10 protein-coding genes and 1 riboswitch are annotated in these 12,010 nt (G+C 48.1%); all 10 genes read left to right on the forward strand.

What is annotated here, in order from left to right; genetic code table 11:
• A partial coding sequence (locus tag BM101_RS13250) for a family 1 glycosylhydrolase (protein ID WP_143084476.1) occupies positions 1–565 on the forward strand: 565 nt, incomplete at its 5' end.
• Between the two features lie 115 nt (positions 566–680).
• Positions 681–836, forward strand: a riboswitch (adenosylcobalamin (AdoCbl) riboswitch).
• 88 nt (positions 837–924) lie between these two features.
• A complete protein-coding gene (locus tag BM101_RS13255) occupies positions 925–1,350 on the forward strand; it encodes a DUF4430 domain-containing protein (RefSeq protein WP_087032663.1) in 426 nt (141 codons plus the stop codon).
• Positions 1,329–1,871 carry an ECF transporter S component gene (locus tag BM101_RS13260; RefSeq protein WP_245825698.1) on the forward strand — a complete coding sequence of 181 codons (543 nt, stop codon included), beginning with the start codon at positions 1,329–1,331 and terminating at the stop codon, positions 1,869–1,871. Before BM101_RS13255 ends, BM101_RS13260 begins: the two co-directional genes overlap by 22 nt.
• Before the next feature lie 523 nt (positions 1,872–2,394).
• Positions 2,395–3,075 (forward strand): hypothetical protein, encoded by a 681-nt coding sequence (locus tag BM101_RS13265; RefSeq protein ID WP_143084477.1) that lies wholly within the window; start codon positions 2,395–2,397, stop codon positions 3,073–3,075.
• Between the two features lie 423 nt (positions 3,076–3,498).
• Complete coding sequence (locus BM101_RS13270) at positions 3,499–4,224, forward strand: ABC transporter ATP-binding protein (RefSeq protein WP_409373504.1); 726 nt, start codon at positions 3,499–3,501, stop codon at positions 4,222–4,224.
• The gene (locus BM101_RS13275) at positions 4,221–5,318 is read left to right on the forward strand and encodes an ABC transporter permease (RefSeq protein WP_087032669.1); all 1,098 of its coding nucleotides are present in this window, start codon (positions 4,221–4,223) and stop codon (positions 5,316–5,318) included. Before BM101_RS13270 ends, BM101_RS13275 begins: the two co-directional genes overlap by 4 nt.
• 231 nt (positions 5,319–5,549) lie before the next feature.
• Positions 5,550–6,290 (forward strand): hypothetical protein, encoded by a 741-nt coding sequence (locus BM101_RS13280; RefSeq protein ID WP_087032670.1) that lies wholly within the window; start codon positions 5,550–5,552, stop codon positions 6,288–6,290.
• A 59-nt stretch (positions 6,291–6,349) separates the two neighbouring features.
• Positions 6,350–6,898 carry a flavin reductase family protein gene (locus tag BM101_RS13285; protein ID WP_087032672.1) on the forward strand — a complete coding sequence of 183 codons (549 nt, stop codon included), beginning with the start codon at positions 6,350–6,352 and terminating at the stop codon, positions 6,896–6,898.
• A gap of 176 nt (positions 6,899–7,074) precedes the next feature.
• Positions 7,075–9,267, forward strand: coding sequence for a DNA topoisomerase III (locus BM101_RS13290; RefSeq protein ID WP_087032673.1), 2,193 nt, complete (start codon positions 7,075–7,077; stop codon positions 9,265–9,267).
• A 182-nt stretch (positions 9,268–9,449) separates the two neighbouring features.
• Positions 9,450–11,648 carry a type IA DNA topoisomerase gene (gene topB, locus BM101_RS13295; protein WP_087032675.1) on the forward strand — a complete coding sequence of 733 codons (2,199 nt, stop codon included), beginning with the start codon at positions 9,450–9,452 and terminating at the stop codon, positions 11,646–11,648.
• The last annotated feature ends 362 nt before the right edge of the window (positions 11,649–12,010 follow it).

The raw sequence follows: 12,010 nt of genomic DNA on the forward strand, positions 1-12,010 counted from the left end.
GCCGGAAGACGAAGAGATCCTGAAGAACACAGTCGATTTCGTTTCCTTCAGCTACTACATGAGCTCGACCGAAACAGCAGATGAATCCAAGAAAGTGAAGGGTGCTGGGAATATCCTCGGCGGCGTGCTGAATCCTTACCTGGAAGCTTCCGAATGGGGCTGGCAGATCGATCCGAAGGGATTGCGCATCATCCTGAACACCTTCTGGGATCGCTACCAAAAACCTTTGTTCATCGTCGAAAACGGTTTGGGCGCGATCGATGAACTGGTCAAGGGCGAAGACGGCCAACTGACGGTCAACGATGACTACCGCATCAAGTACCTGAATGACCACTTGGTACAAGTTGCCGAAGCGATCGCGGACGGCGTCGATCTGATGGGCTATACGACTTGGGGCTGCATCGACTTGGTCAGCGCTTCTACTGCAGAGTTGAAAAAACGCTATGGCTTCATCTATGTGGACCGCAACGATGACGGTTCGGGCACGTTGAACCGCTATAAGAAAAAATCGTTCTATTGGTACAAAAAGGTCATTGCAACAAACGGAGAAAGTTTGAAGGCATAAACGTTCTAAAAAATTGATTTGACAGGCATAGCATCAATCATGAGGTCAGGCGCTTGTGAAAAGGCTCCTTGACCTTGTAATTGTGTTTTTCTTTCGGTAAAATGAAACGGATAGAAAAACCATTCAAAGACACCTAGGGTATGGAAGTTTGGTGAAAATCCAACACGGTCCCGCCACTGTGAAGACATGCTCGCATGTCCAGTCAGATCTTTAGCCTAGGTTGCTATATATGCATGCGTGCTGTTTCGAGGTAAAACAGTCGACGTGAAGAGTCTATGCGATGGTGCATGGACTCTTTTTGCATCATTTCGGCCGTTGGCGGTGCGACTTCTATCGAAAAAACAATAGGGGTGTAGAATATGAAAAAATTATTGCTTGCATTATCTTTAAGTTTTGTCTTGTACGGGTGCTCAACAACAACGGAAACGGCTGATACATCATCCGCAACGCAAGTATCATCTGCGGCCGTCAGTTCGGAAGCGAAAGAAACGGTCGCGGTAACGATCTCTTTGAAGGATGGCGGGACAGTCATCGCAGGTTCTGAAAAAACAGTGGAAATCGAAGCGGGTGCCAATCTGTTGGACGTCATGAAAGCGAACTATTCTATAGAAGAAGCCGATGGGTTCATCACAGCGATCGATGGGCATGCCCAAGTAGAAGCATCCGCAGAAACGAAAGCGAAATATTGGTTGTTCGACGTAAACGGCGAACCATCGATGGTTGGAGCCGGTGATGTGGTGCTCCAAGAAGGAGACGAAATCGTTTGGAATCTGACAGAAATGTAAGACCGAACAAGACGAAGTTCAGCGTCAGGCGCATGGCGCTGTTGTCCATCCTGACGGCTTTGTGCTATGTCGGGAGGATCGTTTTCCAGTTCATCCCTAATGTCCAGCCGGTGACGGCCATCCTGATCATTTTGACGCTGACGATGGGCATGGCGGATGGCTTCATTGTGGCCATCCTGTCTATCATCCTGACCAATTTCCTGCTGGGGATGGGGCCTTGGACGATTGCGCAGATCGCCAGCTTCGGTGTGCTGATCGTTGTCACGGGATTGGTCATGAAGCCCTTTTACAAAAAGGTGCACAAAGCTTATTTTGTGGTTTTTTCCTTCTTCGGAGGGATACTCTACGGCTTCATCATTTCACTGCTCACGGTGAAGATGATGGGCATCACTAATTTTTGGGTGTACTATGCTGCCGGGATACCATTCGATCTCCTGCACGGTCTGGGGAATGCCGGCTTCTATCTGATCCTGGAACCGATTCTTGCGCCATTGGTAGCAGCGCAACTGAAAAAAGGGTGAAGAAAAGCCAGATGGAATGCTCTTATTGAAGAGCGCATTCCATCTGGCTTATTTTTTTTCAGCATCATGGCGAAATGTACGGAACAGCAGTTGTCCATGCTGTGGCGACAACTTATGAATCGTCCAACAAAGACGGCAGACGTTTTTATTTGAAGGAATTTTTTCAGATTCCGGAACGCGGGGCTGTCAATGGAAATAGCTTGTGCACTCCAGTATAATGGTGTTGCATAGATACGATTCGTTGTGCGTGCTGATTGGTGAGTTATCTGGGGAAGAGGGTTAGTGGGATGGTTCTATCTAAAATGTATGTGGGGCTGTGGCTATGAAAAATATAAAAAATATATTCCTCATTCTTTTTCTGGTACTTCCTATGTTTGGCTTTGTTGTAGGCGGTTTCCAAGGGCTTATTGTAACGATACTGGTATTGTTGTTTGTAATAGGTTCCTATTTGGCGTTTCTTATGTCCTCAAAGATGTCAGGCTTTGAGAATGATTATTTTAGCTTTGATAGGATGCGTTCGTTTTTGGAGTATTCGTGGGGAGGCCATCAGCGCGCAGAGCTCAGCGAAGCGATGCCTACTGTACCGATAAATGACTTTATCCGGGTGGATTATAGCTTATTTGCAGCTTTCCGTAAATACTTCGATCCCGGAGCGAATGATGTTCAAAAAGAGGAAAGGCTGCTTACCAACTACGGTACTTCGATCGTTCATGTGGACGGCGCCATACGAGGCTTCAGCTGTACGTTTGAACAGGAAGCAAACGAAGGCGAGAAAAGCGAAATAGAGCGTTGCTATGCCGTGCATAAAGATTATATCCAAGAAACACTCTTGCGGTATTACTTGGAAAAATACCGGAATACGTTCTTTCTTTTGCAAAAGAACGCTCTGGGGTCAAGATATTTGCAGCCGAATATGCTTGCTTGGAAAACAGTATCTAAGGAAAACCGAGAAATAGCGGTTGGCCTTGACGCATGTGCTGAAAGTTGGGCGAAAGAACAGTATCAAAATTATTTGACGACGGCGGACAGAACCCAATTGCCGCTGGACTTCGAAAGCTTGGATGCGGCATTCAGGAAAGAGCTGTACGCATTCGTCAAACGTTACAGGTGTATCATCGATAAAGATGAAGTCGATAGGAAATTGGCCAAAGAAATATCTCAAAGCAGAGAAGATCTAAAAAAATGTTTGCGCTATTTGGCTTAATTTCGTAAGAAGCCGCCCACTTCTAAGTGTTTTGATGCATCACAATAGCGAGAGCTGCAAAAATAAAGATGCAAGAACCCCCTTTGATTCGCGAATCTGAAGGGGGTTCTTGCCTTCGGTCGGGTCTCACTTAATCGACAACCTTATCAGGCAAGCCTTCCGGAGCAAGTGTATATGCCCTTTCTACGAGGGTCGTCGGATTGGATAGCCACAGAAGTAAGATTTCAGATGAATGAAACTAGTTTTCAGAACTGCTGGGGACTATAATGGAAAAATACAGGGTCCTTTTCGATCTATAAGGCCAGCGGTGCTAGCGGATGGCACCTATTGGGTATGGAATGAAAAAGCCAGTATTGAACACGATTTTTAAAGATGGAAGGCGTTTCAAGCCAACCAAAAAATTAGATTCGGACAACGGGGGATATGCCTATGCATGCGATTGAGGTTCAACACGTTTCAAAAAAGTTCAAGCAGCAGAGCGTTTTGGAAGATATTCATTTTACGATCGAGACAGGTGAAATTGTCGGGATTATCGGCCCTTCCGGGACAGGAAAGACTACTTTGATCAAACTGATGCTGGGGATGGAGAGCCTGGATGATGGACAGGCCAAAATTAACGATCATCTGATGCCAAATTTTTCTGTATTGGGAAAAGTGGGATATATGGCCCAAGCCGATGCCTTATACGGAGAATTGACGGGTAAAGAGAATCTGGCTTTTTTCGGGAAATTGTATGGTCTGAAAAAAGATGCTCTGCAGCAAAGGCAGGCATATGTCGCTCACGTGACGAATTTGACGAACGATCTATCTAAACGCGTATCGAACTATTCCGGAGGGATGAAGCGGCGCTTATCTTTGGCGATAGCTTTGTTGCACAATCCGGATATACTTATTTTGGATGAACCGACTGTCGGAGTCGATCCGATTTTACGGCAAAGCATCTGGCAAGAGTTGAATGAACTCCGGGACCAGGGAAAAACGATTGTGGTTACAACCCATGCCATGGACGAAGCGGGACGCTGCGACAAGCTGGTACTGCTGAACCATGGACGATTGATAGCTTTGGGAACCGCTGCAGAAATGATGAAACAATTTGACGTGCGCACCATTGAGGAAGTTTTTTTGGCGGCGGGAGGTGAGGAAGAATGATCGCATTTGCCATCGCCAAACGGATTTTCATCCAAATGTTCCGGGACAAGCGGACGCTGGCCTTAATGTGGTTCGCGCCCTTAATGCTATTTACGTTGATGTATTTTTTGTTCACTTCCTCGGGAACGGACACAACCTACAAAGTCGGGGTCTACAACCTGAATCCGGAAATAGTCGAAAATTTAGAGGCCAATCACATGAAGGCCACAGTCTTTTCTAGTGAAGAGCATGTGGCGGAAAGCATCAAAAATAATCAATTGGTGGCTTTTATAGCACAAGAAGATGCCGGTCCTATCGACATTACTTATGAGAACAGTGCGCCTGCCAAGAGTGCGGTTGTCAGGGCAAAACTTCAAGCAGCCATAATCAAGCTGCAATTGGGAGCACTTACGTCGCTTGCCCAGCAAGCGGTCGCGGCAAACCCGAGCCTTGCTCAAGCTGTCCCGCAACAGCCGGCAATCAATGAACTGTATTTGTACGGCGAAGAGGATTCAGATTACTTCACGACCATTAGTCCCATATTGCTCGGTTTTTTTGTCTTTTTCTTGGTCTTCTTGATCTCGGGCATGGCTCTTTTGCGGGAACGGACAACCGGGACGCTGGATAAGATATTGGCGGCGCCCGTCCGACGGTTTGAAATCATTGGCGGCTATCTTTTGGGGTATGGGTTTTTTGCCTTTATCCAAACCTTGTTGCTGGTGGAGTTTGTGGTGCATGTTTTGCATGTTGCAGTAGCCGGAAGCCTCGCATTGGTGATGTTGATCACTTTCCTGTCGGCGTTGTTGGCTTTATCTTTCGGGGTGTTGTTATCGACTTTCGCTGCATCGGAATTTCAAATGGTGCAATTCATACCAGTTGTGATCATTCCGCAAATTTTCTTTTCAGGCATCATCGAGGTAGGCACCTTGGCGGAATGGCTGCAATTCTTGGCTAAATTCATGCCGCTCTATTACATCGGCAATGCTCTGCAAAGTGTCATGATCAAAGGGGGAACGCTGGGGGACATCGGCAATGATTTACTGGCCATTGTACTGTTTATCAGCATTTTTACCGGTTTGAACGTTTTGGGCTTGAAACGCTACCGCAAAATATAGGGTGGATGGTTGACGATTGGGAAGGGACCGATCAAGTCTGGAGCTTTTGGATATAGGATTTGCCCGTTTCGAAAGCTGAAAAAGGATAAAACGCAGGTGACTTTCTGTCAAAATCGAACACCCCATTCGTCTTAACGGATCAGCCCTGATATAATATACATAGAGAACAATCTATTTGACAATTATCGAGGCGCCGTGACCTGAGTAAGACAAAGAATGGGGTGCAAAAAGATGGGGTTTGATTGGCCTAATATGAGCAGCAGTTATGCAAATTTTGCTGGGATTCTTGCCGGCTTTGTTTTCAGCGGTATTTTCTTGCTTCTTGAGGATGAAAAAAGAGATGCTTCAGAAGTGATCAGCATATTGATGGTTGGCTTTTTCGGACTCCTCCTGTCAGCATTTCTATTCTCAAATATCAGCGGGCTCAGCATGGGAACAGCCAACCCGCTTCAACTGAGAATGCTGTCTTTCCGCATACTTGTAGCCAGCATTATTTTTTCGATAACGATCATGCAAATGTTCCTTAGTCTGGTTTTTATATTCATCCTTTATCGGTTGCCGCAACAAGTGCTCAGTCTGAGTAAAATGATCTATTACGGATCTGCCTTCATTGCAACCATGTTTGTCATTCGGACTTTTTCTGCCTTATACACCGACGTGAACATTCTGTCGACATTGACTCGCGATTTATTTCTGACGGTGCTGGTTTCGGCAGTTGTTCTTTTTATTCTCAGCAAAATATTCAGGAGAAAACTGGACATCATGTTTGAAAAATATTTTGTAAGAATAATAACATCCAGCTTTGTGTTTATGCTCGCTCTCGTTATCGCTTACAATACCGATATGTATCTGATGGAGATGCCGGTCATTGCCGATCATTTCATAATGGTCGTGTTTACCATAAATATGATGAATAACAATTTCAGCATAAATCATGAATATAGAACGATGAAGATAAAGGAAAACCGGTGAATCATTCAGCAGCAAGTTCTGTACTATTCTTTTTCAAGAAAAATAAGGGGATGTCGATCATGTCCATGGTGGAATTGCCTATCGAGAAGGCATTTATGTTCATTGAGCCCGGGCCGGTTGTTTTGATCACCACAAATGATGAGGGCAAGTATAATATCATGACCCTTTCGTGGCATATGGTGATGGATTTCACACCACGCATCGCACTGTCAACGGGACCGTGGAACCACTCGTTCACAACATTTATGAGGACAAAAGAATGTGTCATAGCCATTCCAACTGTTGATCTTGCCGAAAAAGTGATCAGAATCGGCACCTGTTCGGGAACAACGGTGGACAAATTCAAGGAATTTGGATTGACCCCATTGCCGGCAAAAGGTGTCGGGGCCCCATTGATTGCCGAATGCCTTGCATGCCTAGAGTGCAAAGTCATCGACTATGTGGAACCCCACGGGATAGTCGTTTTGCAAGCCGAACGCGTGTGGTGCGACAACGACCGAAAAGAACGCCGGACCTTCCATGCAAATGGAGACGGAACATTTGTAGTTGATGGAGAAACCATCGATTACCGCAGTTTGATGGGGAAATGGGTGCCGGAAGGCGTTTGATTGCAGAGGATCCTGTAATCCGGATAACCTCAAGAAAACAGCTTCAAAAAATAAAAGAAGGGCAGTATCCTTAACCGGAGCTGTTCCTTCTTTTTTCTTCAAAACGTCTCAAGCATAAAAATTCTGTGATATAGTAGGACTGACGAATCAAGAAATAAGGAAGTAGGAAATAGAGTATGGGAAAGAGTGTAGTATTAGCTGAAAAACCTTCAGTGGCAAGGGATATTGCCCGTGTACTGAATTGCGAGAAAAAAGGGCCAGGGTACCTGGAAGGGGCGGACTATATCGTCACCTGGGCACTGGGGCACCTAGTGACATTGGCCGATCCGGAAAATTATGACGTGAAATATAAAACCTGGAATCTGGCGGACCTGCCGATGCTCCCGGAAAGCATGAAACTGACTGTGATCAAACAGTCGGGTAAACAATACAATGCGGTCAAGGCACAATTGCTTCGGAAAGATGTCTCCGACATCATCATCGCGACGGATGCCGGCCGCGAGGGCGAATTGGTCGCTCGCTGGATCATTGAAAAGGCGAAAGTCAACAAGCCAATCAAACGTCTGTGGATCTCATCCGTGACGGATAAGGCCATCAAAGACGGCTTTAAAAACCTGAAGCCGGGCAAAAATTACGAAAATCTGTATCAGTCGGCCGTCGCCCGTTCGGAGGCAGATTGGTACATCGGCTTGAATGCGACGCGCGCGCTGACGACGAAATTCAATGCCCAGTTGAACTGCGGCCGGGTACAGACGCCGGTCGTCTCCATCATCGCCAAACGCGGAGAGGAAATCAAAAAATTCCTACCGAAGACGTACTACGGAATCGAAGCGCAGACCGATACGAATCTGAAGCTGATCTGGCAGGATGCAAAAACGAACGACACCAAGAGCTTCGACCGCGATAAGGTGACAGCCATCGTCAAAAAGTTGGATAAGAAACAGGCAACAGTTGTGGCGGTCGAACGGAAACCGAAAAAATCCTATGCGCCCGGTCTGTATGACCTGACGGAACTGCAGCGCGATGCCAACAAGCTCTACGGCTATTCGGCCAAAGAGACGCTGAACATCATGCAAAAACTTTATGAACAGCACAAGCTGTTGACCTATCCGCGGACGGATTCCCGCTACCTTTCGAACGACATCGTCGCTACTTTGCCGGACCGTCTCAAGGCCTGCGCCATCAAGGAATACCGTCCTTTTGTCAACAAGGTGCTGGCGAACCCGATCAAGGCGAACAAATCGTTCGTCGACGACAGCAAAGTGTCCGATCACCACGCCATCATCCCGACCGAACAGGTTGTATTGATCGGGAAACTATCGGCACAGGAACTTAAAATCTATGATCTGGTCGTGAAACGGTTCTTGGCGGTCCTCTATCCAGCCTATGAATATGAGCAGTTGACGTTGCGCGCGGACATCGCGGACGAATCTTTTGTGGCCCGCGGCAAGACGGTACTCGCTGCAGGCTGGAAAGAAGTCTACAGCAACCGTTTCGATGATGAGGAAGCCGAAGACGGCCTGAAGGAGCAATTGTTGCCGAAAATCGAAAAAGGCGATGTCCTGAACATCCGTTATGTGAGCGAGACCTCCGGCCAGACGAAACCGCCGGCCTATTTCAATGAAGCGACGCTGCTGTCGGCCATGGAGAATCCTGCGAAATACATGGATACCAACGATAAAGACTTGGTTCAGGCTTTGAAAGCAACCGGAGGATTGGGTACCGTTGCCACACGGGCGGATATCATCGAGAAGCTGTTCAATTCCTTCCTGATCGAAAGACGCGGACAGGAAATCCATGTGACTTCAAAAGGCAAACAGTTGTTGGAGTTGGTGCCGGAAGAACTGAAATCGCCTGCCCTGACGGCCGAATGGGAGCAAAAACTGGAGCAGATCGCCAACGGGAAACTGAAAAAGGACGCCTTCATCAACGAAATGAAGGCCTACACCAAGGAAATCGTCTCGGAAATCAAAACGAGCGACGGCAAGTTCAAGCACGAAAACATCTCCACCAAGACCTGCCCGGAGTGCGGCAAACCGATGCTTGAGGTGAACGGCAAAAAAGGCAAGATGCTGGTATGCCAGGACCGCGATTGCGGCTACCGCAAAAACGTGGCGCGCGTCACGAATGCTCGCTGTCCGCAGTGCATGAAAAAAATGGAATTGCACGGCGAAGGGGACGGCCAGATATTCACCTGCAAGTGCGGTTACCGCGAAAAAATGTCGGCATTTAATGAACGCCGGAAAAAGGGTTCAGGCGGCAAAGCCGCCAAGCAGGATGTCCAAAAATATCTGAAGAAACAAACCCAGGAAGAGCCGGTCAACAACGCTCTGTTCGAGGCCTTGAAAAAGCTCAAGCTGGAAGAATGACACAGCTTCGCCAAGGATTGCGATGACGCCAAACGGCACCGTCGCAGTCTTTTTGTTGCGAATGTTGAGTAACGTAATCGGACGGGAAAGCCGTTTGCCAGCAGGTGCGTATGTTATAATGGAGAGGTGTTTTCTGCCGTTTCAGGCAGGAATAAGAAAAAGAAACGGGGAGGGAGTTCAAAATGAAAACTGTTATTTTAGCTGAAAAATCATCGCAGGCAGCGGCCTATGCCGGCTCCTTTCAGAGAAAAACCACAGTCGCAGGGAACTATATGATCCAGGATCCCATGTTCGATGGGGAAACGGTCATCGTGCATGCATCCGGCCATCTGCTGGGATTGTTGCAGCCGGATGAATACGATCCAAAGTGGAAGAAGTGGACCCTGGATAATCTGCCGATCTTTCCGGAGCAGTACAAATATAAAATCCAGTACGGCAAAGGCAAACAGATGGCTAATATCAAGCAGCAATTGAAGGAAGCGGACCGGATCATCATCGCCACCGACTCCGACCGGGAAGGGGAGAATATCGCGCGTTCCATCATCCGCCATGCCGGTGCGGAGAAAAAAGAAATGAAGCGCCTCTGGATCAACAGTCTGGAGTCCAATGAAATCCGCCGCGGCTTTGCGGAACTGCTGGATGGCAAAGACACCTATCCTTCCTATATCGAAGCCCAGAGTAGGGAAATAGCGGATTGGCTCGTGGGGATGAATCTGAGCCGTCTCTATACGATTGCGCTGCAGAAAGCGGGCATCAGCGAAGGCGCCTTTTCCGTGGGCAGGGTGCAGACGCCGACCTTGTTCATGATCTACAAACGTCAGCAGACCATCGCGAACTTCAAACAGGAGACCCATTATGAATGCTTTGCCACCATAACGGTCGCGAACGGGTCGTTCGAAGCGAAATACCAGCACGAGTTTGAATCGAAAAAGGCAATCAGGGATTTCATCATGGAGCATGGGCTGGCGGCGGAAATGCCCGCCGTCATCAAGAAATTCGAAGCCAACGAGAACAAAAGGGAGTTTGCGCCGCGCCTGTATGCGCTCAGCGACCTGCAGCGGGCAGCCAACGCGAAATTCAAGATGGGGGCGAAGGATACACTGGCCATCGTGCAGTCTCTCTACGAGGCGAAGCTGCTTTCTTATCCGCGTACCGATTGCAATTTCATTACCCATAACGAGTTCAACTATCTGAAAAGCAACCTCTCCGGCTATCTGCAGCTGCTGGGGCAAGCGATCGAAAAGCCGAACACTTCCCCGCGCAAGAAATATGTCGATGACGCCAAAGTGCAGGAGCATTACGCGATCATTCCGACCAAGAAAATACCGAATCAAGCCGCCTTTGCGAAACTGAATGCGAAGCAACAAAAGATATACGATCTGGTCTTGCGCCGGACCATGGCGATGTTCGAAGAGGATTTCATCTACGACGAACCGACCATCACGACCGACGTCGGCGGGTTGGACTTTGTGGCTTCCGGAAAAATCATCAAAAATATGGGTTGGAAAAGGCTGGAAGGCAATACGAAGAAAAAAGGGGAGCCGGAAGATAAAATCCTGCCGATGGTCACTGTCGGGGAAACCGGGACAGCGGTGTTGGCGACGAAAGAAAAGAAGACCAATCCGCCGAAACCGTACACAGAGGGGACGTTGATTGCCGCCATGAAGAATGCCGGCAAGGATCTCGAGGATGACGAGGACAAGGAAATCCTGAAGGAGACGCATGGCATCGGCACCGAAGCCACCCGCGCCGGCGTCATCGAAAACCTGAAGGACCGCGGCTACATAACGGCCACCAAAAACCAGCTGTTCATCACTGATAAAGGGACGTTGCTCTGCGAGGCGGTGGCGGGCAACAAGATGAGCGATGTTGCCTTCACGGCCGAATGGGAAAAATATTTGGCCAAAATCCATCAGGGGGAAGGCGACCAAAACTACTTCCTGGAAAACATCAAACAGTTCGTTTTGGAAATCATCGGGACAAGCCATGAGGTGCTGCAGTCCGAAGGCATCGCGGATCGGATCGAGGCGACCGGGGAGAACGCTGTGGTCGGCAAGTGTCCAGTTTGCGGCAAGAACGCCGTCATTAAGGGCAGCTATATCCAATGCGAAACGTTTGGAGATCCCTGTGCTTTCCGCATTTCCAGATACATCGCCCGCCGCTACCTGAATGCGGAAGAGGCGAAAGATCTCCTGGGAAAAGGCCAGACGAAACAGCTATCTGGATTCAAGAAGAGGGACGGCAAGAGCTTCTCGACCGCCTTGCTTTTGGGGAAAGACGAGTCCGGGAACTATGCCGTTTCCTTCAAACCATTCGCACCGCGGAAGAATGCGGCGACGAATGGCGTCAAGAAAAAAGCAAGCGCCAAGAAGACGCAATAGACAGAAAAGCTGAACGGGTTCGTTCAGCCCTGAGTGAGGAAACACTGTGACCTGAACGGTCAAGTGTATCATGCCTCTAAGCGATTGAAATCGCAAGAGTCATGACAATTTAGGAAATCGTGCGGGTAGCAACGCTCCTTGCAGTCGCCTTGTACTGGTAGTCTAAGGAATGAATTCCTAAGACTACCATGCAAATGAGCATCGTAGAGCGCAATGGGTGCGATTTATCTAATTTCCGAAGGGCTAACCCGTGAAGCTAGCCATCTTTTTTGATGCGTGGAACATTTTGCAATCCCGTGGAAAACTTAAGGTGATGCGCTTATCCAGTCAATAAATTTATGCTTTTCTACTAGACGGAAAAA

The organism is Trichococcus palustris (assembly GCF_900114465.1).
Classification (GTDB): Bacteria; Bacillota; Bacilli; order Lactobacillales; family Aerococcaceae; genus Trichococcus; species Trichococcus palustris.

Coding starts and splice junctions, on each gene's coding strand:
- BM101_RS13275 (WP_087032669.1), top strand. CDS start 4,221: ATGATCGCATTTGCCATCGCCAAACGGATTTTCATCCAAATGTTCCGG.
- BM101_RS13290 (WP_087032673.1), top strand. CDS start 7,075: ATGGGAAAGAGTGTAGTATTAGCTGAAAAACCTTCAGTGGCAAGGGAT.
- BM101_RS13280 (WP_087032670.1), top strand. CDS start 5,550: ATGGGGTTTGATTGGCCTAATATGAGCAGCAGTTATGCAAATTTTGCT.
- BM101_RS13270 (WP_409373504.1), top strand. CDS start 3,499: ATGCCTATGCATGCGATTGAGGTTCAACACGTTTCAAAAAAGTTCAAG.
- topB (WP_087032675.1), top strand. CDS start 9,450: ATGAAAACTGTTATTTTAGCTGAAAAATCATCGCAGGCAGCGGCCTAT.
- BM101_RS13285 (WP_087032672.1), top strand. CDS start 6,350: ATGTCCATGGTGGAATTGCCTATCGAGAAGGCATTTATGTTCATTGAG.
- BM101_RS13255 (WP_087032663.1), top strand. CDS start 925: ATGAAAAAATTATTGCTTGCATTATCTTTAAGTTTTGTCTTGTACGGG.